The 25,032-nt window shown below is 45.5% G+C and carries 23 protein-coding genes; 1 reads left to right on the top strand and 22 read right to left on the bottom strand.

The window, feature by feature from the left end:
* Positions 1–24 precede the first annotated feature (24 nt).
* A complete protein-coding gene (locus tag BLV33_RS03020) occupies positions 25–429 on the top strand; it encodes a hypothetical protein (protein ID WP_090788173.1) in 405 nt (134 codons plus the stop codon).
* A gap of 19 nt (positions 430–448) precedes the next feature.
* On the opposite strand, the gene BLV33_RS03015 is transcribed toward BLV33_RS03020, so the two are convergent.
* The 22 genes from BLV33_RS03015 to BLV33_RS02910 form a co-directional block, all read right to left on the bottom strand.
* Positions 449–934, bottom strand: coding sequence for a low molecular weight protein-tyrosine-phosphatase (locus BLV33_RS03015; RefSeq protein WP_090788171.1), 486 nt, complete (start codon positions 932–934; stop codon positions 449–451).
* Positions 931–1,671 (bottom strand): phosphonate ABC transporter ATP-binding protein, encoded by a 741-nt coding sequence (locus tag BLV33_RS03010; RefSeq protein WP_090788169.1) that lies wholly within the window; start codon positions 1,669–1,671, stop codon positions 931–933. The genes BLV33_RS03015 and BLV33_RS03010 overlap by 4 nt, the downstream gene beginning before the upstream one ends.
* Positions 1,672–1,696: 25 nt before the next feature.
* Entirely contained in the window at positions 1,697–2,092 is a 396-nt protein-coding gene (locus tag BLV33_RS03005) for a YlbF/YmcA family competence regulator (RefSeq protein WP_171909329.1), read from the bottom strand.
* 115 nt (positions 2,093–2,207) lie between these two features.
* Positions 2,208–3,677, bottom strand: a complete 1,470-nt coding sequence (gene miaB / locus BLV33_RS03000) for a tRNA (N6-isopentenyl adenosine(37)-C2)-methylthiotransferase MiaB (protein ID WP_090788167.1) — start codon at positions 3,675–3,677, stop codon at positions 2,208–2,210.
* A 198-nt stretch (positions 3,678–3,875) separates the two neighbouring features.
* Positions 3,876–4,943, bottom strand: coding sequence for a tartrate dehydrogenase (locus BLV33_RS02995; RefSeq protein WP_090788165.1), 1,068 nt, complete (start codon positions 4,941–4,943; stop codon positions 3,876–3,878).
* A gap of 15 nt (positions 4,944–4,958) precedes the next feature.
* Positions 4,959–5,579 carry a nucleotidyltransferase family protein gene (locus BLV33_RS02990; RefSeq protein WP_090788163.1) on the bottom strand — a complete coding sequence of 207 codons (621 nt, stop codon included), beginning with the start codon at positions 5,577–5,579 and terminating at the stop codon, positions 4,959–4,961.
* A 48-nt stretch (positions 5,580–5,627) separates the two neighbouring features.
* On the bottom strand, positions 5,628–6,440 hold the full coding sequence (locus BLV33_RS02985) for a DUF3891 family protein (protein WP_171908987.1): 813 nt from the start codon (positions 6,438–6,440) through the stop codon (positions 5,628–5,630).
* A gap of 196 nt (positions 6,441–6,636) precedes the next feature.
* Entirely contained in the window at positions 6,637–7,104 is a 468-nt protein-coding gene (locus tag BLV33_RS02980; RefSeq protein WP_090788159.1) for a (2Fe-2S)-binding protein, read from the bottom strand.
* Positions 7,104–7,943: an FAD binding domain-containing protein gene (locus BLV33_RS02975; RefSeq protein WP_090788157.1), complete on the bottom strand. Its 840-nt coding sequence runs from the start codon at positions 7,941–7,943 to the stop codon at positions 7,104–7,106. The genes BLV33_RS02980 and BLV33_RS02975 overlap by 1 nt, the downstream gene beginning before the upstream one ends.
* Positions 7,940–10,303 carry a xanthine dehydrogenase family protein molybdopterin-binding subunit gene (locus tag BLV33_RS02970; protein ID WP_253186944.1) on the bottom strand — a complete coding sequence of 788 codons (2,364 nt, stop codon included), beginning with the start codon at positions 10,301–10,303 and terminating at the stop codon, positions 7,940–7,942. The genes BLV33_RS02975 and BLV33_RS02970 overlap by 4 nt, the downstream gene beginning before the upstream one ends.
* A 121-nt stretch (positions 10,304–10,424) precedes the next feature.
* Complete coding sequence (locus BLV33_RS02965) at positions 10,425–10,901, bottom strand: helical membrane plugin domain-containing protein (protein WP_090788155.1); 477 nt, start codon at positions 10,899–10,901, stop codon at positions 10,425–10,427.
* On the bottom strand, positions 10,894–13,854 hold the full coding sequence (fdhF, locus tag BLV33_RS02960; RefSeq protein ID WP_090788153.1) for a formate dehydrogenase subunit alpha: 2,961 nt from the start codon (positions 13,852–13,854) through the stop codon (positions 10,894–10,896). The genes BLV33_RS02965 and fdhF overlap by 8 nt, the downstream gene beginning before the upstream one ends.
* A gap of 199 nt (positions 13,855–14,053) precedes the next feature.
* On the bottom strand, positions 14,054–14,623 hold the full coding sequence (locus BLV33_RS02955) for a phosphate propanoyltransferase (RefSeq protein WP_090788151.1): 570 nt from the start codon (positions 14,621–14,623) through the stop codon (positions 14,054–14,056).
* Positions 14,624–14,727: 104 nt separating this feature from the next.
* Complete coding sequence (locus tag BLV33_RS02950) at positions 14,728–15,594, bottom strand: 2-oxoacid:ferredoxin oxidoreductase subunit beta (protein WP_090788148.1); 867 nt, start codon at positions 15,592–15,594, stop codon at positions 14,728–14,730.
* Positions 15,582–17,330 carry a 2-oxoacid:acceptor oxidoreductase subunit alpha gene (locus tag BLV33_RS02945; RefSeq protein ID WP_090788146.1) on the bottom strand — a complete coding sequence of 583 codons (1,749 nt, stop codon included), beginning with the start codon at positions 17,328–17,330 and terminating at the stop codon, positions 15,582–15,584. Before BLV33_RS02945 ends, BLV33_RS02950 begins: the two co-directional genes overlap by 13 nt.
* Before the next feature lie 189 nt (positions 17,331–17,519).
* Entirely contained in the window at positions 17,520–18,470 is a 951-nt protein-coding gene (locus tag BLV33_RS02940) for a dipeptidase (RefSeq protein WP_090788144.1), read from the bottom strand.
* A 160-nt stretch (positions 18,471–18,630) separates the two neighbouring features.
* Positions 18,631–18,891 carry a stage V sporulation protein S gene (locus BLV33_RS02935; RefSeq protein WP_090788142.1) on the bottom strand — a complete coding sequence of 87 codons (261 nt, stop codon included), beginning with the start codon at positions 18,889–18,891 and terminating at the stop codon, positions 18,631–18,633.
* Positions 18,892–18,972: 81 nt separating this feature from the next.
* A complete protein-coding gene (locus BLV33_RS02930) occupies positions 18,973–19,767 on the bottom strand; it encodes a TIGR00282 family metallophosphoesterase (RefSeq protein WP_090798615.1) in 795 nt (264 codons plus the stop codon).
* A 74-nt stretch (positions 19,768–19,841) separates the two neighbouring features.
* Positions 19,842–21,383, bottom strand: coding sequence for a ribonuclease Y (gene rny / locus BLV33_RS02925; RefSeq protein ID WP_090798613.1), 1,542 nt, complete (start codon positions 21,381–21,383; stop codon positions 19,842–19,844).
* 372 nt (positions 21,384–21,755) lie between these two features.
* Complete coding sequence (locus BLV33_RS02920; RefSeq protein WP_090788140.1) at positions 21,756–22,460, bottom strand: RecX family transcriptional regulator; 705 nt, start codon at positions 22,458–22,460, stop codon at positions 21,756–21,758.
* A gap of 67 nt (positions 22,461–22,527) precedes the next feature.
* Complete coding sequence (gene recA / locus BLV33_RS02915) at positions 22,528–23,562, bottom strand: recombinase RecA (protein ID WP_090788137.1); 1,035 nt, start codon at positions 23,560–23,562, stop codon at positions 22,528–22,530.
* 174 nt (positions 23,563–23,736) lie between these two features.
* Positions 23,737–24,978: a competence/damage-inducible protein A gene (locus tag BLV33_RS02910; protein WP_090788135.1), complete on the bottom strand. Its 1,242-nt coding sequence runs from the start codon at positions 24,976–24,978 to the stop codon at positions 23,737–23,739.
* Positions 24,979–25,032 lie beyond the last annotated feature (54 nt).

The raw sequence follows: 25,032 nt of genomic DNA, 5'->3' as shown, positions 1-25,032 counted from the left end.
TATACGGCTGGGAGGATGCTTCCTATGAATCCTGACTTTATCAAAATCAAATCGCTCGAAGGCGATCTGCGAATGTCACACAAAAAAAAGGATTACGGGTTAACCATTTCTACCAAGGAATTAATTCTTCATAAGCCTCACGTCAATTATTACTTTCAGCTGGAAGACATCCTCAGCATCTTGCCTTTTGACAACAAGCAGCTTAAAAAGATCACCTTTGTCAACTGGCGCTCCTCCAATCAGGAATCAGCGAATTTCTCAGCGGAGGATCAGCATTTCAGGCTTTATGTGCAAGCAGCGACCGTCCATAATCGCAGCGGTTTTTTCAAACTCGGACCAACCGATGTCATCATCCCTATCCACAAACAAATGCTGCAGGCCATCTCGGAATGCGCACGTTTATCCGGGCTTACTTCAATCATGTCTTAGACAAAAAAAGCTGTTCCCCTCACTCCTTGGGGCCAGCTTTTTCTTTCTGTTCAAGCAGCCAGGCAAGCAGCCGATCGCAGCTTTGATCTACCATTTCGTAAACCTCTTCAAAATTGCCTGTAAAATAAGGATCGGGAACATCCGTAATCCCTTGTTCAGGCAGAAAATCCAGCAATTTATGAATCTTTACAGCAATAGCCGGTCCTGCAATTTGTTTCATATTACGCACGTTGCTGTCATCCATTGCTACAATCACATCGAATGCTGTAAAATCCGCAGCTTTCAACTGTCTAGCTTTCTGACTTTGATAGCTGATTTGATATTGATCCAGAATTCGGCGAGTGCCTTCATGAGGAGGTTCTCCGGCATGCCAATTCCCGGTTCCGGCGGAATCAATCTGGATCAAATCCTCCAGCCCGGCTTCCTTAACCTTGTGTCGAAGCAAAGCTTCAGCCATGGGAGAGCGGCAAATGTTGCCCAAGCATACAAACAGCACTTTAATCATGAGGTTGCACCAAAAATAAGCTGCTTCTCACGCATTGTCAGCGAACGAGCCGGAATATCCAGAACCAGTCTGCCTTCGGCAATTCCCCAGATCCGCGTCGCATATCGCTCGGCTAGCTCGACTTGATTGAGCGCAGCTATGACCGTGATGTTCTTCTCCTTACACAAGGCTCGAAGATCATTCATGATGAATTCCACCGATTTGGGATCGAGACCCGAAACCGGCTCATCGACAACCAGAATCTTGGCACCTTTGACAAGCGCTTTGGCAATGGCAACGCGCTGCTGCTCTCCCCCGCTCAGGTCGCCAAGCTTTTTATAGCCTTTATCGAGCAGGCCGACCTTTTCCAAATAATCCATCCCGAGCACATGCTCATCCCTGTTTGCAGTGCCGGTCATAAGTCTGAGGATGGAGGTTTGATAGAAACGGCCCTTCAGCACATTCTTAAGCGCGCTTTTATTGCGATTTAATACAGGCTTCTCTTCAATATAAGCAAAATCCCTGCCCAGCTTGTACCGTTCAAGCAAGCCCGGCGAGCTGATATCACGTCCATCATGAATCAATTGTCCGGAGGTCCATTTCTCCTGATGGCTTATACAGCGCAGCAGTGTACTCTTTCCGCTGCCGCTGCCGCCAAGGACCACAATAAATTCACCTTCATCCGCTTGGAAGCTTACCTGCGAAAGAATCTCATTGTTCGGCGGATACGTTTTGGTTAAATTTCTGACCGTAATCATCGCAGATGCTCCTTATGCATTCAAGTTACTCTCCGTATGAATCCTCGGGACTCTCGCTGCTTCCGGCTTCCACATTGATTTTATCGGAAATCGTATCACGAACCACCGACATCACCAGCTGCAGCAAATAGTTGATGTCTTCCTGTGTTTGCTTAAACTCGCTGACAACAGGGATCGAATCCAATTCATCCTGCAGCACTTCAATTTCCTTCTCGATTTTATCCACCATCTTGGCGTTTTGAAAGCTCTCGAAAGCCACGATTTCCTTTTGCTTCTTCTTGATGGCGCTGATCAGCTGCTGAATATGGTCGTTACTCGCAATCTGGATTTCCGCTTTTTGAAAGGTTTGTACCTCGCTTGAGGTCGTAAGCAGATCGGCAAGCTCCTTCGCCTTCGCGAGAATATCCCCCCGGACGATCATTTCCGTATTTGTAAAACTCTCTATTTCATGTGTATGTGTATGCGGATGCTGATGATTTTCATGTCCTGACACTGGCCAACACTCTCCCCGTTCATTCTTTCTTGGTAACTTTTCATTAAGCCAAAGCAATGGGTTCCGGTACAATCTCACCTTTTAGCACCCAGGTTTGCGGCTCTGTGATTTTCACATGAACCAGCTTGCCTACGATCTCCATCGATCCAACAAAATGGATCATTTTATTCGTGCGCGTTCGTCCGGAAAGCACCTCCGGATTGTTCTTGCTCTCGCCTTCCACCAAAACCTCGACAATCTCGCCGCGCAGCTTTTCATTGCTCATTTTACTGAATTCATTGATAGCTTCATTAAGACGATACAAACGCTGCTTCTTCAATTCCATGGGTACGTTGTCTTCCATAGCGGCAGCTGGAGTTCCTTCTCTTGGCGAATAAATAAAGCTGAAAGCAAAATCAAAGCCTACTTCCTTAACCAAGGAAATCGTTTCCTCGAACTGCTCATCAGTTTCGCCCGGGAAACCTACAATAATATCGGTGGTTAACACTACATCCGGAATCGTTTGCCTGATCTTGGCTGCGAGAGTGAGATAATGCTCCCTCGTATATTTGCGGTTCATGATCTTGAGAACCTCGGTACTGCCGGATTGTACAGGCAAATGAATATGCTCAACCAGATTGCCGCGTTTCCCCAGAACTTCAATTAATCGATCATCAAAATCACGGGGATGTGAGGTCGTAAACCGAATCCGGGGAACATCAATTTTACTGATATCCTCCATTAGGTCGGCAAAGGAATAAATTAAATCCTCAAAGTCCTTGCCATAAGCATTCACATTCTGACCCAGCAATGTAATTTCCTTAAAGCCCTGTCGGGCCAAATCTCTAACCTCAGCCAAAACATCCTGCGGCCTGCGGCTTCTTTCTTTCCCGCGCGTAAAGGGAACAATGCAATAGGTGCAGAATTTATCGCATCCGTACATAATATTAACCCAGGCTCTGATCCCCTCGCGTTTCTTCGGCAGGTTCTCAATGATATCGCCTTCCTTGGACCACACCTCAATGACCATCTCTTTACTGAAATACGCTTCCTTGAGCAGGGACGGCAGCCGATGGATATTATGCGTTCCAAAAATCAAATCGACAAAGCCATGCTTTTGCATGATTCGATTCACGACCGCTTCTTCCTGGGACATACATCCGCATACCCCCAGAACCAAACCGGGTTTTTCAGCTTTTAGCGCCTTCAAATGACCAAGCTCGCCAAAAACCTTATCCTCAGCATTCTCGCGAATCGCGCATGTATTAAGCAGAATAACATCCGCTTGCAGCTTGTCTTCCGTAGACGAATAACCCATTGTTTCCAACAGGCCTTTCATCACTTCGGTATCGTGCTCATTCATTTGACAGCCATAGGTGCGGATCATATAAAATTTATTGGCTCCGAAGACCAGCATATCCTCGGGTATCGTAAAATCATAATGAACGGAAATTTCTTCTTTCCCGCGCTTCTTGGCATCCGTCAGGGATGGCGGCTGAAAGTATTTGGAGAAATCCTTTGTTTCTTTAGCCATAGTTTCACTTCCTTCTATATAAAGGTCATCCGGAAAATTGAGCATACGTGAAGATTATAACATTACTCACCCCGTATATCCATCCAAGGAAATAGGAAAAATCAGTTCAAAATAAAAAAGCTTTCCTTTATAAAAGAAAGCCAGACCTTGCTTCTTTAATTAACTCTGCGATAATACCGATCACCCTTGGCTCACCGATTATTTCTGTTTTTTCTTGAAAGTACCCAATATAGCTTCTCCCACTTCAGATGTAGACGAAGTTCCTTTTAGGTCGGGGGTTGCAATGCCCTGTTCAAGTGTATCTTCAATCGCTTCCAGAAGCAGATGACCAATTTCTTCATATCCAAAGAAATCAAGCATCATTTTGGCCGACCAGATTTGACCAATCGGATTGGCGATTCCCTTACCGTAAATATCCGGCGCCGAACCGTGAACCGGCTCAAACATGGAAGGATATTTCTTTTCCGGGTTAATATTAGCAGATGGAGCTATTCCAATAGATCCCATAATAGCTGCGCCCAAATCCGTTAAAATATCACCAAACAGATTAGATGCGACCACCACATCCAAAGTATGCGGCTTTGTCACAAAAAAGGCGCAGAGGGCATCGATATGCGTAGATTGTTGGATAATATGGTTATATTCCTGGCCTACTTGATGAAATACTTCATCCCAGAAAGGCATGGAATGGATGATTCCGTTGGACTTGGTAGCGCTGGTTAGAAATTTCTTATCTCTTTTTACTGCCAGTTCAAAGGCATATCGAACAGCTCGATCGACTCCTTTTCGCGTAAAAACGGCGTTTTGGATAGCAATTTCATTTTCATTATGTCCCATCCGACCGCCAATAGGAGAATATTCGCCCTCTGAATTTTCACGAACAACCACGATATCAAAATCTTTTGGGGATGCTAAAGGCGATTGTACACCCCTCATTTGCTTGACCGGCCGAAGATTGATGTATTGTCTCATTTCACGGCGAATTTCTATAAGCAGTCCCCATAAGGAGATGTGATCCGGCACTAGGGCCGGAAGTCCTACAGCACCTAAAAAAATAGCATTAAACCCATTTAATATCTCAATCCCGTTACTTGGCATCATTTTGCCATGCTGTTGATAATACTCACAGCTCCATGGAAATTGTTGGAATTCAAAAGAGAAACCCCCATGAATTTCAGCACCAATCTGTAATGCTTTCACGCCATAATCCATAACCTCTTTGCCTATTCCGTCACCCGGAATTACAGCAATATCATAAGTTGCCATGATAAACTCCTCCAATTATCTGTCAAGTAATCGATTAAAGTCTTCTATTGTATCAATATCATCAGGGTAAGCATGTTTACTTTCAACAAGAGATTTATATTTTAAATTAGAAGTAATAATACTATTACCTCCCCGATCTCCATCCAATTGAGAAATATCGGAAAAGAAATGTTTAGAAAATAATATAGGGTGACCCACCTTATTATCTGTATATTGCGTTTGAATAATTACTTTCGAATCACTTTGATTTTCTAAAAGATCCTGGTAACGAAGAATGACGTTTTCAATGTCATCCCGTTTTAATTCAGGCTGATCACCGAGTAAAATGATCACTGCATCAGCCGTTCTTGGAATTTGCTTAACTCCAAGTGCCAGACTGTATCCAATACCTCTCTCGGGATTGTCATTATATACAGTATGGCAATTGCTTTGCTTATTGATTCTACTGCATTCTTCATCTCCAGCAGGAATTATAGATAAAACTTCTCTTAGTGATGAATTTTGGGCTGTTGTTAAAACATGTTCAAGGAGGGGGGTATTTTGCCATGAAAGAAGCAGCTTTTGTTTTCCCATCCGTCTAGAAAAACCACTCGCTGGCACTATTCCATATACCTCTGCAGAAGCAACCGATTTCATTGATTAATCTCCTTAATTCTTAGTTCCTTTCTTTCTTCTTACTCCTCCTTATTTAGCAGGTATGAACTTCCAGGTCACTCGCTCAATTGCAGCTTCTTCCATAGTTTGATAAACTTCCTCATGCGATCCATAAGAGATATCTGGAATTTTACGCAAATGGACAGTAGTTTCCACCTCGGAATCAAATGGGAATGGGTCTACAACAACGTTTCCGTCACCTTGCCCTTGAACCGTAAACATAACCCCTTCACTATCTACGGTTTGACGTACAGGACCCAATATAAATTGATTCTGCGTATCCAAGGTATGTATAGATACATACTGTGAAAGGCGGTCCATAAATTGAACTATCTCATAATTCATCCATAGCTGATCTTCAAATCGGCTTCTGGGCTCCTTTTTATTCCACAATTTCATCTTCAGATCAATCCAACCCTTTTGCGTGTTGATGATCTTCTCATTCATAAATGGAACCAATTCATCGGGTACTCTAAACGTGAACGACGGATCATATCCAAAACGACTCGTATATAATCCTATCCAGTGCATCCCTACCAAAAGCCCGGCATATGGATCCTCCGCTGCTACTTGCTCATATCCCTTACCGTAAAACTCAACATGCTGAAGTAGATCCACACGATTGAAAGGAACAGGCTGTCTGGTTTCGGGATCAAACACGACCTTTGAATCCGATTCTATCCAACCAATATCGTGCTTTTCTACGGCTAAACAAAGTGATTGAAAAGCCTCCGGCCAGGCAAAATGAACATTCCCCCAATGCCTTACTACCTCTCCCGCTTGTACGGAATGATCATATTGATTGACAATAAATAAATATCCATCATGTTTGGTAATAAACATCAGGACAGCCCCCCTTCCATTAATTTTAAAATCATTAATCAGTAAATACAAATGAATTATCACATACCTCATTTTACATAAAAGTAATCCAAAAGGCGAAAAGTCTTTAAAGGACTCCACATTAGGTCTAAGATAGCCATATCTTCAATTGATAAAAGACCACATTCCAATACTTGGAATGTGGTCTTTTATGTGGTTAAGGATTGTTTTCTCTCAACACGGAAATCGCCGCTGCCTTGATTTCCTCATAGCAGGTGCATCGGCAGATATTCGATTGCAACCATTCTTCAATAATATCATCGTTCGCATACGGATGGTTTTGGACTAAGCCTTCGATGTTCATAATAAACCCGGGTGTACAATAACCGCATTGGAACGCATTATTTTCGATAAAAGCTCTTTGTACCGCTGAACCTTTGATTCCTTCGATCGTTACAATGGACTTGCCGATCACTTCCACGCCCAGCATGATACACGATTTCATCGGCCAACTGTCAACAAGAACTGTACAAGTTCCGCAATCTCCATTCAAACATCCGGGTTTGGAACCAGTTAGACCAAGCGGACCGCGCAAGACATCCAGCAATGTTTCCGCTGCTCGAAATTCCACTCTCCTTACTTCCCCATTCACCATTAATTTAGTCAAACAACGTGATTGATCCATCAAAATGATCCTCCCTCCAGCGCTGTAAACATCTCGACCAACGTATTTTTTAACACGAAAAGCCGGTAATCCGCCGATCCCAGCCAGTCGTCCAAAACTGGTGAAGGCAGCTTTTGAACAGCTAGCCGTATACGTTCCTCCAGAGGCGAGTCTCGATTGTTCAAAATATTCTCGACCTCATCTGAACGAAAGGGGTAGGATATTAATCCGCTTATGGCGACTCTAATAAAATCACCGATTTTGAGGGCTGAGAGCGTAAGAAGAGGATAGTCGATGAGATCAAGCTTGCGTTTTTTAACACTGTAAAAGGGCAATTGGAGCATTCTGCGGTCGGTTAATATTTGGACAAGCCACTCCCCTCTTTCCAGTAACAGCCTTTGCCGGAAGACATTTAAAATCGGGACGGTCCTCACCCCATTTCTTCCTGCGATTACGACGCGGCTTTCCGCCAATAGAAACGGCAGGACAGCTTCCCTGTAAATAATTTCGCCGCAAATATTTCCACCAATTGTGATTTTGTTTCGGGCCGTATGGTCTGCTACATGGCTCCCGGTCAAAGCAAGAAGAGGAAATTCCGGGACCTCGGACAATTGTGTCAATGTGACTGAGGATCCGATGACAAGCTCCTGTTCGCGATAACCGTAAATGCGGCTTTCCGCTATACCTTTTATATCGATAACCGCCCCCATCTTGATCTGGCCTGCTCTTGCCAATGTGATGATTTCCGTACCACCCGAGTAGTAAATAGGGCTCTTTCCCCTTGTATACAGCACATGGTAGAGTCTGACGGCTTCCTCGATCGTCGAAGGACGATAGTATTCAAAATCAAATTCGATCATGGTTTGCCACCCGTTTTCACACGCCAAATCAGTTCCGGCAATAGCGGGAGACGATTCAGCGGAACGCCGGCTGCCCTTGATAGACTGTTCGCAAGCGCGGCCGGCATGCCGATCAAACCGTGCTCCCCAATGCCTCGCAGTCCGTAGGCTGTCTCGTGGGACGGCGTCACGACGAACTCAACCGTATAATCGGGATTTTCTCCGTAACGGAGCACTTTGTAGGTTCGAAATTGTGTATTCAAAACGATCCCCTGTTGATCGAATATAAATCCCTCCCGGCTGGCAAAACTCAAACCCATGTGCATTGCTCCTTTAACCTGTCCTTCCGCAAGTTTCGGGTTAATGATCGTTCCGGCATCGATAACCGTGACAGCCCGTAATATTTTATATGTATAATCACGGGAATTCCATTCGACCTCCACTGCCTGGGCCCCGACCGTCCAATCCGGTCCCGGGACGCCTTTTCCGGTCTCAGGGTCAAGGTATGTCATGCCCTGAAGTGTATATTGGCCCCGACCTATGACTTGCCCTCCGATCGCATTGCCATTCGGGTACACATAGCCGTAGGCGATGTCTTTGACAGCCAATTTTCGTTCCGGTTCACCCATGATAAAGACATATCCGTCACGTATCCCCAAATCGTCCATGGAACATCGTAAAACCTGGGATGCTGTTTGAAAGAGCTGGCGAATCGCGTCTTGACAAGCAGCGAGCACCGCTCTGCCCGCCATCCACATTCCTCTCGAAGCCACGGTTTTCCAATGTTCCGGCGCAAGACTCGTATCGATATCCATCTTTACGTAGATCCGGTCGATATCGATCTGCAAAGCTTCGGATGCGACCTGTGCGAGTGCCGTTCGCGAGCCTGTGCCGATTTCGACAACCCCACAGCTTAGATTGACGGTTCCGTCCGCGTTGAATGTAAGAATCGCTCCGGACCCGGCATTTGTTGCGAGGATAGACGTTTTCCAAAAACAGCTCATCCCTTTCGCTCTTATGAGGTCGGGACCAACTTTGATGTGCTGTCCTTCCTTCCATGCGATCAATTCTTTCACCCTTTCAATGCAGCGGCGGGTATCACCGATTTTGCTTTCATTTAAAACAACCTGAGTCGGGGTTGTTTGGCCGGGTCGAATCGCGTTTTTCCAACGAAGCTCAAGCGGGTCCATCGATAATTTTTCCGCCAATAGCTCCATGGACCGTTCAATGGCAAAGGTTAATTCGGGATGACCGAAGCCACGGAACGATGTCGCATAGGGGTGATTCGTATACATGCATAACGAGTCGCACCGAACATTGGGCATATGATAAGGCCCCGTACAATCGATCGCGGCAGCCCGACTTATTAGGACGGCTTTGTCCGAATAAGCACCGCCGTCAAATAAAAAAAATATTTCGGCAGCCTGAAAGAAGCCTTCTGAATCGCAGCCCAGTTTCACCCGTGCATCCAACCCGATATGAACCGGTGATGTCGTGAAATCCTCCTCACGCGAATTGGTCAGCTCAACTTTTCGGCCTCCTACCTTTTTTGAAGCCAAATAAACGATAAATTCAAGCTGAATGGCTGACTTGCCCCCGTACGAACCACCAACTAATGGAGTATGGACGGTGATTTCCCCTTGGCTCAGACCGAATGTGGAGCTCAGCATTTTTTTGATTGCGAATGGGACTTGTGTAGCCGAATGGATGATCACATGGCCATCAGGCAGGATTTCAGCACTGACACTGCGCGTTTCCATGGCAGCGTGGTCTGATGGCGGGAAGGAGACATTCACCTCTACAGTAACAGCACTATCTGCCCAGCCTTGCTCCATGTTCCCCTTTTGTATTTTGGTGTGGTTGCATATATTCGTACCGGGCTTTGGTAAAACGCCCGGGATTTTTTCGTACTTACCCAGATTTTCGTGAATAAGAGGTGCTCCTTGTTGATAAGCTTGGGTCGGAGTATGAACCACCGGAAGCGGTGAATAGGTTATGAGAATCAGCCTCGCGGCACGAATAGCAGCTTCAGGTGAATCGGCTACAACTACAGCAACCGGCTCCCCATAATACCGAACTCTATCAAAGGCAATTATAGGACGGTCCTTAATTTCTTCGCCGGTTAACAGGTTGGCGTCTCTACCGATCAATATCGTTAGCACACCCGGTATACGTTGCGCAATGGATAAATCAACAGAAATAATCCGTGCATGAGCGTAAGGACTGACAACCATTTTGGCATATAACGAATCAGAGGTAACCAGATCGGCTGTATATTTGGCCGCTCCCGTTACCTTCTCCAAGGCGTCTTTTCGTACGATATTGCGGCCAATTGTATCCATTTCACACCCTATTTTCATAAATACTCCATTTATGCTCATTGTATTATCTATCCAAAAGAAATATGACCACATAGATTCTGAGTTTCACCTTAAAAAATGAAAACGGGCTGAGGATTTACCCTCAGCCCGTTTTTCTAAAACTCTCAACCCGTATAACAGTTTATTTGCTGTTCAAGCTCTTCCCCATTCCTTGCAGGAGATGAAGACCTTTGGACAAAGTGGTTTTGACATCGGGATCGCGCAATAAACCCAGTAAGCCCAACATGCTAATGGATTCTTCCTCTTTTTTCATCGCTTTCTTCAAACCGCTGTCCAGTCCGTTTATCAGTTTCTCCGTGTCCTTGGGTTCAATGCGTCCCAGAAATTGAGAAGCCATGATGACATTTTTAAGCATGTTCGGTATTTTCGCAACATTGATAAACTCCATACCGACCGAACCCAGACTTGTCCTGTTTTTCATGATTCCCCGGATGATGTCGAGCATTCCCGAATTCTCCATTTCCTTGAGAATATCCAGAAAAGCAAGAATAGCTTGACGGTTATCGCTGATAGCTTTCAAAACATCTGCTAACGATTCGGCCTGCAGTTCTTCATCGGTCGGAAGCTTGCGCTCAATATAGCTGATCGCCTTAGCCATGCTGCTCAGTCTCCTTCCGAACCATTTCTGCCACGGGTACAAAATCGTTCCTCTGCCATTTCTCCTCCACCTTGACTCCAATTTGCGGGTTTCGCTCGGCAAATCGGTGGTTTACACGAGGAAGCGGGATTTCACCCTTTTGCTCGACAATCTCCATATTGACATTCATCTCCTTAAAGACCGGTGTATGAGTGACGATGTCAAAGTAGCTGCTTGTCAACCGATTGACAGCTTCCTCCGCTTGCCTTGTATGCATGGGCAGATACAGTTCATTTCCCTGAACACGATCGGTTATCAGCACCGGAACTTTTGTTTGTCCATAAGGAGAAGTCAGACGGACCGTAGTTCCGTCTTCAAGCCCTCTCTCCTGTGCAAGCTCACGAGAAACTTCCAGCCAAATACCCGGTACTTTATGCCGAATGCCTTCCGCTTGGTAAGTCATATTGCCCTCGTGAAAATGTTCCAAAATACGCCCATTGTTCAAGTGAAGATCATAATCCTTCGGCTCAAACGGAGGCGTCCAATCCACGGGATACAGGCGGGCTTTTCCATCCGGAAATCCGAACTGATTCTTATATAAAAGAGGTGTGCTTTCGCCGTTCGGAGCAACCGGCCAAACCTGGCTGTTCCAGCCTTCAAGCAGCTCGTAGCTCACACCGGCAAACAGCGGGGCCAGACTGGCGGCTTCTGCCATGATCTCGCCAGGATGCGTATAGTTCCAGTTCGCACCCAGCCGGTTGGCCACCTCCTGAATAATCTGCCAATCAGGCTTTGATTCGCCCATTGGTTCAAACACCTTATAGAAACGCTGGATACGTCTTTCGGTGTTTGTAAAAGTTCCTTCCTTTTCCAGGCTGGGTGCTGCAGGCAGCACCACATCGGCATACTGCGCGGTTCTCGTAAAAAATATATCCTGGACCACGAAAAATTCCAGCCTTCCGAACATTTCCTCGACAAAGTTGGAGTTGGAGTCCACCATAGCCATCTCTTCTCCAAATAAATACAGAGCTTTCAGGTCGCCTTTTTCAATACCCTCCACCATTTGATGGTTATCGTATCCGGCTTCATTCGGAAGCTTAACATTCCATGCTTGCTCATAACGGGCACGCACTTCATCATTTGCGACCGACTCATAGCCTGGGAAGTATGAGGGTAACGTGCCGAAATCGCAAGCCCCCTGGACGTTGTTATGGCCGCGGAGCGGGTAAGCTCCAGTCCCGGTCCGTCCGAAGTTGCCGGTAACTAACAGAAGATTACAGATTGACGTGCTTGTATCGCTTGCCCCCAAGTGCTGTGTGACGCCCATAGCCCATAGAATACAAGTGGACGGCGATTCGTGGATCATCGTGGCCAACCGGACGAGCTCATCCTGTGACAGTCCGGTAACCTGCTGCGCATATTCAAGAGTAAACCTGCTTAGCGACTCGACGAATTGATCATATCCCTGTACACGAGCTGAAATAAAATTACGGTCTTCCCAACCATGATCGATGATGTATTTGGTTACCGCCGAGATCCATACCAGATCGGTTCCCGGTTTCGGATGGATATGCATATCCGCTCGCTCGGCCATTTCATTTTTACGCAAATCTGCAACAATCAACTTCTGCCCGTTCAGCTTATGCGCTCGTTTGACCCGAGTAGCGAGGACTGGATGAGATTCAGCGGGATTCGCTCCGATAATCAACACCAAATCGGCATTTGCGATGTCATAAATGGTCCCGCTGTCTCCCCCTAATCCAACGGTCCTCATGAGGCCAGCAGTAGCCGGCGATTGACAATAACGGGAACAGTTATCGACATTGTTGGTCTGCATAATGGCCCGTGCGAATTTTTGAAAAATAAAATTATCTTCATTGCTGCATTTGGAGGAAGCAATATACCCAATGGAATGGGGTCCGGACTTTTCTTTAATCTCGCCGAGCTTGGCTGCAATCAGATCCAGTGCTTCATCCCAGGTCGATTCTACAAATTTGTCACCTTTGCGGATCAATGGCTTAGTCAGCCTTTCTTCACTGTTGACAAAATCCCATCCCCATTTGCCTTTGACGCAAGTAGAGACCCCATTCACCGGTGCTTCTACCGTAGGTTCTATTTTTAGGATTTCTCTGTCCTTCGTCCAAACCTCAAAACTGCATCCGACACCGCAGTAGGTGCATACGGTTTTCGTCCGTTTAATTCTGGATTTTCGCATTGCGGCTTCCATTTCGGATATCATGAAAATTTCACGGTAGCCTGGCTCGATTTTCTTGGTGAGATCAATCATCGGCTCCAATAAATTAGAGGCAATCCCGGTTAAATAACCTGCTTCCCCCAGCATCGATTTTTCCATCAAAGCATTGCAAGGGCATACTGTTACGCAATGACCGCAAGAGACACAGGACGACATATCGGCCGGCACGTCCTGATCCCAGATCACGCGAGGCTGCTCGCGATTCCAGTCAATGGACAGCGTTTCGTTTACCTGCAGATCTTGGCATGCCTCCACACACCTGCCGCACAAGATGCATTGATTGGGATCATAGCGATACATAGGATGGGACAAATCAACCTCATAGGGTTTGGGTTGGAATTCATATTTCTGGTGATCCATTTCAAGCAACTCCGTTGTGTTATGAACAATACAGTTGCCGTTATTGTTATCGCATACTGTGCAATAAAGCTCGTGATTTTTCAAAATCCGCGACATAGCTTCCAGCTGAGCTTCCTTCGCTAGTGCGGAATCGGTATAAATCTGCACACCAGGCTGCACTAAAGTCGAACAGGAGCGGACAAGCTCGCCGTTCACCTCGACCAGGCAGGTATCACATGTCTCAATAGCTCCAAGCTGCGGGTTGTAACAAATTTGAGGGATGAACACTTTTTCTTGGTTAGCCGCTTCAAGAATCGTTTGTCCGGATAGGCCATTCATCTCTTTACCGTTTATTTGGATGGAAACCTTTGTGTCGTTCATTCGAGAAATTCACCTCATATGTTTGTTAGTTGTATGTTCGTTATATAAATACATAACCCAATATGTATACTTGTAAGCATTCCCTGATCCATTACTTAAAACTCTTTTTGACAAAAAATATGAGATGAAGATGAATCGTTTTAGAAAAAAAACAAGGCGCCTGCTACGGCGCCCTGCTTGCTTATCCATTTTGCATAAACTAATCTACGATTTCAGCCCAGTCCCCTGTTAATACGCCAGCAGCATTTCCTTCGTCTGTGTCGATATGCATATCTAACGCATAACGCTCCGAAACTCGGGCAATCACACCTTCAAGGATCAATGGACGATCACTGCTTATTTTCACTCGGAGCCTCTGCATGTCTTTAATTCCCCACTCTTTAGCTTGCGAGGTGTGAAAATGGATATGACGCGCAGCTACGATAACACCCTTCTCCAATTCAATCTCCCCTTTGGAGCCTGTAACTTTTATACCTGGCGTACCTTCGAGTTTGCCAGATTCACATACAGGAGCATTTACTCCCAGAGTAATAGCATCGGTACGGGAAATTTCAATTTGTGTTTGTTTTCTCGCTGGCCCAATAACCCTCACTTTATCGATATGTCCATTTGGACCTGTAATTTTGACCGTTTCTTCGGCGGCAAACTGTCCGGGTTGGGTTAATTTCTTTAACACCATTAATTGATATCCAGCACCGAACAAAAGATCAATATGTTCAGGCGACAAATGGACATGGCGTGCGGAAACACCGATTGGAACTTGCTTCAAAATGGAATCATCCTTTCAATTGCTGCATGATTCTATGTATGACTGCAGAAAGAAAGGACATACGGTTACCCATATGCCCTCTTGCTCCGCTTGCTTGTCATCAATTATTTAAATTCGGCAACCAGTTTGTTGAACTCGTCTTCTGTGATTTTAATGTTTTGCTTGGCGAGTCCTTCTTGCTTGAAGCCGACTACGAGATCTTCATAGCTCTTTTTTGCTTTATCCTGGTAGATGATGCCTGTCAGCATGCCGCCAGTTTCCATAAGCTTAGTCATCGCCATTACACGATTGGATGGATCATAATCAGGGAACTCATCCAAATCAACAATGTTTTCCTTGAACCAATCGTAAGTGTTGATTTTGTTGAAAGTAACGCAAGGGCTGAATACATTGATTAAAGAGAATCCTTTGTGCTTCATTCCTTCTTCAATAATAGCTGTAAGCTGCTTCAGGTTGCTGGAGAAGGATTGTGCCACAAAAGTTGCACCCGCGGCAAGTGCTACCTCCAAGGGAGCAAGTGCAGTCTCGATGGAACCTTGCGGTGTACTTTTGGTCTTGAAGCCTTCCGCACTGCGCGGGGAAGTTTGCCCTTTAGTCAAACCATAAATCTGATTGTCCATGACGATGTAAGTTACATCGATGTTACGGCGAATCGCATGCACGGTGTGTCCCATACCGATTGCAAAGCCGTCTCCATCTCCGCCTGCGGCAACAACGGTTAGTTCACGGTTAGCCATTTTAACGCCTTGTGCGATTGGAAGAGATCTGCCGTGAACGCCGTGGAAGCCATATGCATTCACATAACCGGAAATCCGACCGGAGCAGCCGATACCTGAAACAAGTGCAAGACCTTCAGGCTCTAGTCCAACATTTGCAGCCGCTCTTTGAATAGCAGCTTGAATCGAGAAATCCCCGCATCCTGGGCACCAATTCGGTTTTACATTGTTACGAAAGTCTTTTAATGTTGCCATACCAAGCTCAGCTCCTTACATTTTTGTTCGATATCCGATGGCAAGAAAGGATTCCCGTTGTATTTAAGCAGGTTTTGAATCTTATCCGCATGTCCGACATGCAGTTTAATTTGATCAGCCAGTTGGCCGGTAGCATTGTTTTCAACTACGATCACAGTTCTTGCTTTTTCAATATAAGATTTGATTTGCTCTGTTGGGAACGGATGAATCAGACGAACAGTAGCATGGTTGGTCTTGATACCTTCTTTAGCAAGTCTTGCCCTGGCTTCGTCAATCGTTCCCCCTGTTGAGCCCATGCCCACGATCAGGATATCCGGATACTCATGAGGAGCATCGACTTTAACAGCATCTCTTACCTGGATATGCTTCAGTTTTTCCATCCGCTTATCCATCATTTTCTGACGGTTATCCGTGCTTTCGGAAGGACGTCCGCTTTGGTCGTGTTCAACGCCTGTGACGTGGTGAATCCCATTCTTCGTTCCTGGAAGGACACGAGGTGAAATACCGTCTTGTTTGTATTCATAGCGTTTGAACAACTGATTCTCTTCTTGTACAGGAACCTCTGTAAGCAAAGCCCCGCGATCAATCACAATGCGGTTGTAATCGAGCAGCTCCGAGGATTGCTTACCGAGTGACAATTGAAGATCGGTCATCAGAATAACCGGACATTGATATTTTTCCGCTAGATTGAAAGCTTCAAGGGTATCATAGAAGCATTCTTCAATCGTGCTTGGTGAAAGTACAATCTTGGGAATCTCACCGTGTGTGCCATAAACCATGGCATTGAGGTCAGATTGCTCTTGCTTGGTCGGCAAGCCTGTACTTGGTCCGCCGCGCTGTGTGTCCACGATAACGACCGGTGTTTCGGTCATTCCGGCAAGGCCGATCGCTTCCATCATCAAGGACAGCCCTGGACCTGCAGATGCAGTCAAGGTACGAACACCGGCATAGTTAGCGCCGATAGCCATGGTAACTGCTGCGATCTCATCTTCGGTTTGAATAACTGTACCGCCAAATTTAGGCAGCGCCTTGATCAAATATTCCATAATCTCGGAAGCCGGTGTGATCGGGTAGGCAGGCATAAAACGGCATCCCGCTGCCACTGCACCTAGTGCAATAGCATCGTTGCCGATAATGAACAGCTTCTGAGCACCGTCTGCAGGCTCCAGAGCGAACTCGTGAATCGGGCCACCAGCAAGCTCCAATACGGACTCCGCACCTTTACGCACGGCTTCGATATTTTTCTCAACGACTGCTGCGCCTTTACGTCCGAATTCTTCCTCTACTGCTTTATTAAATACATCCAAAGGCAGTCCGAGCAATGCCCAAGACGCACCGGATGCAGCCATATTCTTAAAAAGGGAAGTTCCTAAATCCTCGGCAATCGCCGTAATGGGAACCGGGAACAATCTTGCTTTGATTCCTTCAGGTAATACAGGGTTAAACTTTGCATCCGCCACAATAACGCCATTTGCATTAAGCTCATGAGCATTGAAATCAATGGTTTCCTGGTCAAATGCGACAAGAATGTCCAAATCATCGGAAATTGCGCGAATCGGCTTGGTGCTGATGCGAATCTTGTTATTCGTATGTCCCCCTTTAATCCGCGAGGAAAAATGGCGGTACCCATACAAATAATAACCGAGACGGTTCAGAGCGGTAGAGAAAATGCGGTCTGTACTTTCGACCCCTTCCCCCTGCTGACCTCCGATTTTCCAAGATAACTGACTAATCACCTTTTGTCCACTCCTTTTAATAGTAGCTGTCTGTTTGTTCAGACTAAATTGCATGTCGTTATCCTAAGAGATATAAAAAATTTCTTTCACTATTCATTCCAAATTTTATGCCTTTGGACAGTAAAAAGCAAGAGTTTTGGTGGAATTGTAAAGATAGCATTTTTAGATGGAATCCATATCAAAATTAGATCAATTATTTTCAACCATCGGCAAATTGTTTATAAGAAAACGTTCCCAATTGCCATGTAAAAACCCGGCCACCTGTTCCTCCTTATAGTTCTTGCATAAAACCTCAACCAGATTTCCGTACTTCCCGGCATGCTCTAACCCTTGAATCCATTGATCAATTCCGTCAAAGTCGGAACCAAAGCCAATGTTCGCTTCACCACCCAATCCGCAAATATGATCGATATGTGTCAATAAATCCTTGATCTGTACCGGATAATGCTTTTTAACGAAATAGGGCACGAAGGTGAGCCCGATTTGACCCTTACGCGCAATGATAGCTTTGATCTGATCATTTGATAAATTTCTTGGATGGGGGCACTGTTCATAGCTGTTGGAATGGGAAGCGATAAAAGGCTTGGCATACATGTCCATCAACTCCCAAAAACCATTGACGGACAAATGAGACACATCCACTATTATACCCAATTTTTCCATTTCCCAAATGAGCTTCTTCCCTTTTAATGTAAATCCGCCTTTACGCGGTTCCATGACTCCGTCGGCAGCCCAGTTTGCATAGTTCCATGTGATCCCGATGATCCTGACGCCAATTTGATATAAATTCCGCACCAATGCCACATTACCTGCTAAAGCATCCACACCTTCCAAAGTCAGGATCGCGCCTTTTACCTTTTGCTGGAGCACCTTTTGCAAATCATTAACCTGCCTAATTATTTGAAGCCGGCCAGGCTGAATGACTTTTTGATAAAAAATGTCGACTATTTGCAAAATGTGCTCATATTTGGGATGTTGGATTAGCTCCGGGAGATAGATGGCAAAGCATTGAATCTTGATCCCCGACCTTTGCATTCTCGGAAAGCTTACAGCGAGTTCAACTTCTTCTTGATAAAAATCGAGCTGCGGATGCAAGTAAAGCTTGGACAGCGCATCACAATGAGCATCAATAATATACATGGACTCCCCATCCTCTCACAAGAATAATTTAGAAAAACTTATACTTTCTTATCAACTGAGATAAACCTAGTGTCTTCAACTGACTTGCAGTTCAATATGGATGCAGCAAAAAACCTGTCTACAACGTAAACAGGCGCGCTGGCAATGTATGAAAGTGGATTTAGCGCGGTTCGACTATCAATTTGATGGCTGTCCGATCTTCCCCGTCTATGACGATATCTGTAAATGCTGGAACGCAAATGAGATCAACACCACTGGGAGCAACGAACCCTCTTGCGATGGCTACTGCTTTAATGGCTTGGTTTAGCGCACCGGCTCCGATGGCCTGAAGCTCTGCGGTTCCCCGCTCACGCAGCACACCAGCCAATGCACCTGCAACAGAATTTGGATTGGATTTTGCTGAAACTTTTAATACGTCCATGAAAGTACCTCCTCGGGAAAAGATAGATAGATTCCAATAACCATCATATTCTTAAGGAGGGCCAATCATTCCTTTTATCCATCAATCAAGAAAAACATGATCTTCGTCATAACGAATCAGCTTGATGCTTTTGGCCAAACCTGTTTGATCGTCCAGCTCGATCACGACTGCGTGAAAATGCCACTTGCCTTCATCTGTAACAAAACGAACAGGCAGCTGGGTTTTGAATTTTTGCAGGACCGCTGTGCGTTCCATCCCTAGAATTCCGTCTCTCGGGCCTACCATGCCTACATCCGTCACGTAAGCGGTCCCTTGCGGCAGCACGCGCTCATCATGGGTCTGAACATGTGTATGCGTTCCCACTACGGCTGACACCTTACCGTCCAAATGCCAGCCCATGGCAATTTTCTCTGATGTCGCTTCCGCGTGGAAATCAACAAAAATAAATTTATGCTTCTTTTTGCCCGTTTCGACAATTTCGTCCACTGTACGAAAAGGGCAGTCAATGGGCGGCAAGAATGTTCGTCCCTGCAGATTAATAAGCAGCAGCTCTTGATCCTTCACCTTTATGATGGCATGGCCTCGACCCGGTGTTCCTGGGGGAAAGTTAGCAGGGCGAATCATTTTCTCATCCTGATCGATAAAATCGAAAATATCCTTCTGATCCCAGGTATGGTTGCCCATGGTCAATCCATGAATGCCGAGCTCATAAAACTCTTTGGCAATGGCCGTTGTAATGCCTCTGCCTGCAGCTGCATTCTCTCCATTGGCTATAAATATGGCATTCGAATGAGCCTGTTTTAATCTGGGCATGATCGTTTTTAATGCTTTTCGTCCGACCGAACCGACGATATCTCCAATAAATACAATCTTGATAACGGACACCCCCATTCGAATTTGAAAACAAAGGAAAAGTGGCTTCATCAGCCACTTTTCCTTTTATATTGCCTTTATTTTGCGTATTCAACCGCTCTGGTTTCGCGAATGACGGTAACCTTGATATGACCTGGATAATCGAGCTCGCTTTCGATTTTCTTCGTTATATCTCGCGCCAAACGGAAAGCCTCGGTGTCATCCACTTTCTCCGGTTGTACCATGACCCGAACCTCGCGGCCTGCCTGAATCGCATAAGACTTCTCAACACCTTCAAACGACTCGGAAATCTCTTCAAGCTTCTCCAGACGCTTGATATAAGTTTCCAGCGTTTCCCTGCGTGCTCCCGGTCTTGCAGCTGACAATGCGTCCGCTGCTCCAACCAGCATGGCAATAACCGATGTTGCTTCCACATCTCCATGGTGAGAGGCGATAGCATTGATAACAACTGGATGTTCCTTGTATTTCTTACCGATCTCCACGCCGATTTCCACATGAGATCCTTCGACCTCGTGATCAAGCGCCTTGCCGATATCATGAAGCAGCCCGGCACGTTTCGCCAAAGTTACGTCTACCCCGAGCTCGCCTGCCATTAATCCGGACAGATAAGCTACTTCCATTGAATGCTTCAAAACATTTTGCCCATAGCTCGTTCTAAATTTCAGTCTGCCCAAAATTTTGATCAAATCCGGATGCAAACCATGAACACCAACCTCGAAGGTGGCTTGCTCCCCGTATTCGCGGATACGTTCATCCACTTCCTTGCGGGATTTTTCGACCATTTCCTCAATTCGTGCCGGATGAATACGTCCATCTGCGACAAGCTTTTCAAGTGAGGTTCTGGCAATTTCTCTGCGAATGGGATCAAATCCAGATAAAATAACAGCTTCCGGCGTGTCATCGATAATAAGGTCAATACCCGTCAGTGTTTCCAGTGCACGAATATTTCGGCCTTCACGTCCGATAATCCGACCCTTCATTTCCTCGTTAGGCAATGTAACTACAGACACCGTAGTTTCGGCAACATGGTCAGCGGCGCATCTTTGAATCGCAAGGGTAATGATCTCTCTTGCTTTCTTGTCGCCCTCTTCCTTCGCCTGCTGTTCAATTTCCTTTATAAGCTGAGCGGTTTCATGGCGAACCTCTTGCTCTACATTAGTGAGAATGATGCTCTTGGCTTCTTCTGCAGAGAGTCCGGAAATTCGTTCAAGTTCCGCTACTTGGGTTTTGTAAAGCTGGTCAATCTGTGCTTGTGTATCTTCGATCCTTTTCTCTTTGTTGGCAACCTGCTCTTCTTTACGTTCAAGAGATTCTATTTTTTTATCCAGCGATTCCTCTTTTTGCAACAATCGTCTTTCTTGTCGTTGAATTTCGTTCCGACGTTCACGAATGTCTTTTTCAGCTTCGGAGCGGAGCCTGTGTACTTCATCCTTGGCTTCCACTACCGTTTCTTTTTTCAATGCTTCCGCTTCTTTCTTGGCTGACTCCCTGATTTGTTCAGCGGCTTGCTCTGCACTGGAAATTTTCGCTTCTGCAAGAGACTTGCGGATAAAATAACCAATCCCTAAGCATAGAAGGCCAACAACGAGAATGATCGCGATCCAGATAGCTGTGTTCAGCATCATGTCACCTCCTCGTTGGTTTCTCCAAGGTATGAGCTTGGGATTCCTTCGGTTTTTTAATCCGGTTTTTAATTGTTTGGCAAGTCATTACATCCATACTCTAGCGAGCATGTTTTAGAATGAATATTCACAAAAGTGACAGCGCTTTTGTGACTCATAAAAGACAGTATAAAAATTGGCGTTTTTTAAGACTGTCCATCAAAATCATAGATGACCTATGATCGTGATTGTTATGAAAATATACATTGCTATTTTATCTTTTGTCGAAGAAGCTTGTCAAGCCATTGTCCAACTATTGGTACGAACCCCGATATACCCCATTTCAGATCATTATACATTATTTATTAATATTAATAATTATTAACAACATTAATTATAAGAATCATCTAATGGTTCATCCAAGTCTGCAAATCCATCCTCTTCATCATCATATCCATTGGAGACCTCTTGCAGTACCTTGTTGACAACGGCCCCAGTGAAGCCTCTTCTCATCAAAAAAGACAGCGTCTTCCTTCTCTTGTCTTGCTGGGTACCCGATGTAAGCTCCCATTTTTTCTTCGCGAGGGTCAATGCGCCCAAGTATTCTTCTTCGGGATTGATACGATCCATGGCATCCTGGATAAATTCCTTGGCGACACCTCTTTGTTGAAGCTCCTTCCGCACATAATTCCTGCCTTTGCGCTGCGTATATACTCGATTCTCCGTTAATGCCCTGGCAAAGTCTTCATCATTGATATAATTCTGCTGCTTCAGTTTTTCGATGGTCCAGTCAATGGTCTCCGGTTCAAAACCATGCTGTTTAAGCTTTCGCTTTATTTCCAATATAGAATGGGGCCTCCGTCCAATCATCTGCAAAGCTTTTGTAATCGATTTCTGTTTTTCTTCATCTTGCATAATTAGCTGCACCCGCTGGGGATCAATCCGTTCTCCTTTGAAGAGCCGGTACTTTATCATTGTATCCTCATGAACGGAAAATGCGTACTCTTCATTCACAAAAAGATTGTAGCGGTATTTGCTTCTTTTCTGTTTTTCCACTTTAGTGATGATGGAATCCTTTAATTCACTCGGCTCCATTTCCAAGCACTCCTTTATACAAAAGGAAAGCACCTTTAAACGATATTAAAGGTGCTTCGATTTTAGTTTAATCCAATGCGTTATCATCTTCATCATCGGTGTTAGGTCCAACGACTTTAATGAGACTGCTGGAATCTCTTATTTTTTGTTCGATGATATTTGCGATTTCCTTGTTTTCCTTGAGGAATTGCTTTGAGTTCTCGCGTCCTTGCCCAAGTCGTTCATTATTGAAGGAATACCAGGCACCGCTTTTGTTGATGATATCCATCTCAGTCCCGATGTCTACAATGCTTCCCTCGCGTGAAATACCTTCGCCATACATGATATCAATATCGGCTTGCTTGAATGGAGGCGCCACTTTATTTTTGACGACCTTGATCTTGGTCCGATTCCCGACCATATCATTGCCCTGCTTGATGGTTTCAACGCGCCGAACATCCAACCGGATCGTAGAGTAAAATTTGAGGGCTCGTCCACCCGGGGTCGTCTCGGGATTTCCGAACATGACACCTATCTTTTCGCGAAGCTGGTTGATGAAGATGGCGATGACATTCGACTTGTTGATGGCTCCCGACAGTTTGCGAAGTGCCTGAGACATAAGGCGGGCTTGCAGGCCTACGTGAGAATCTCCCATCTCGCCTTCGATCTCCGCTTTTGGAACAAGGGCTGCTACTGAGTCTACTACAATGATATCAACAGCGCCGCTGCGAACGAGTGCTTCGGCAATTTCCAGAGCTTGCTCACCCGTATCCGGTTGAGAAAGCAATAGTTCATCTATGTTGATTCCTAATTTGCTGGCATATAAAGGGTCTAGTGCATGTTCCGCATCAATAAAAGCTGCTGTTCCGCCTGCCTTCTGCACCTCTGCGATGGCGTGTAAGGCTACCGTTGTTTTACCAGATGATTCCGGCCCGTATACTTCAATAATTCTTCCGCGTGGAAATCCGCCAACGCCAAGCGCAATATCAAGCGCCAGCGAACCGCTGGAGATTGTCTCGACTTGCATATGGGTGGATTCACCCAGCTTCATGATGGAACCCTTACCGAATTGCTTTTCAATTTGACGCAATGCCACCTCAAGTGCGGCGCGACGATCTGTCAAAACACTCACTTCCCTTTTTTCATTATATAGGTATATGATAACTTATTTTGGTGTCTTTGCCAAGCATTTTCCGAACATATATTCGTCATTTTTGAAGGCAAACAAAAAACCGCAACAAAGTTATCGCTTTGCTACGGTTCTTCCGCTAACAGATAATGCTAGTATAGTCGATTTTTAGTTATTAATCAACTGTTTCCATATTTGATAAAGTGCGTGTTTAGCGGATCTCAGTTTAATTGACTCCCTGTTGCCCGAGGTTTGAAGCTTCTCTACAATGGTTTCAAAGCCTCGACCAGCAATGCCTATATAAACCAAGCCGACTGGCTTGCCTTCATACGGATCCGGACCTGCTACGCCCGTTATGGACAGCGCATAATCCGAATCTGCAATTCTCATCAGGTTTTGAGCAAGCAGCCGTGCTGTTTCCGCACTTACAGCCCCTTCTTCTTCAAGAATTTTGAGAGGAACCTCGAGAAGCTTGTGTTTTAGAGCGTTGGAGTAGCATGTGATGCCTCCTTTAAAGACATTCGAGCTACTAGGCACTGCTGTAAGAAGATCGCTTAGACGGCCGCCTGAGCAGCTCTCAGCTACAGCAAGTGTTTGCTTTTTGCTCGCAAGCATTTGGAGAATCACTTGCTCAATTGGAATATCTTCAGTCGCATATAAATGCTTCCCGACCCGATTGTGGATCTCCTCCAAAGTCGAAGCCAGCTTAAACTCGCCTTCCTCAGCTGTACGAGCCCTGGTCGTCAGACGAATCGTGACTTCGGCTTCTTTGGCGTAAGGAGCAATTGTAGGATCGGTCTGAGCTTCAATCAAATCAATAAGCTTATTCTCCAAAAGGGACTCGCCGATCCCGGCGAATTTAAGCATTTTGGAATACAGGGGAATCTCATCGGTCATCAGGGAACGAAGCCATGGAACTGCATAGTTTTCAAACATGGGCTTCATTTCTTTCGGAGGTCCGGGTAAAACGATAAAATGAGTTCCTTCATATGTAAATGCGGCTCCAACTGCCAAACCCGTATCATTTTCCAAAGCATCACTTCCCTCGAGCAGAAGCGCTTGTCTCGCATTGCTCTCTACCATGTGGGCTCCCCTGGATTGGAACAGGTGATTGATCTTATCCATGGAGGGTTGGTGAATATACAGCTTCTGTCCGACGTAACGAGCCAATACATCCTTCGTCAAATCATCTTGAGTCGGGCCAATCCCGCCGGTGCAAATAACCACATCAGCGCGTGAAGCGGCCAACTCAAAAGTGCTTAACATTCGTTCTTCATTATCACCAACAACGGTTTGGTAATACACATTTATTCCCAAAGCTGCACATTCCCGAGCGAGAAATTGTGCATTAGTATTGACGATTTGCCCGAGTAAAAGCTCTGTACCGACTGCGATAATTTCTGCTTTCATGTTTTTTCCTCCCAAGAGTTTTGCTTTAGCAAAACTGACTTCGTAAGCATATGC

The organism is Paenibacillus sp. GP183, assembly GCF_900104695.1.
Classification (GTDB): Bacteria; Bacillota; Bacilli; order Paenibacillales; family NBRC-103111; genus Paenibacillus_AI.
The sequence above is the reverse complement of the archived record's forward strand: the minus strand, read 5'-3'. Positions and strand labels throughout refer to the sequence as shown.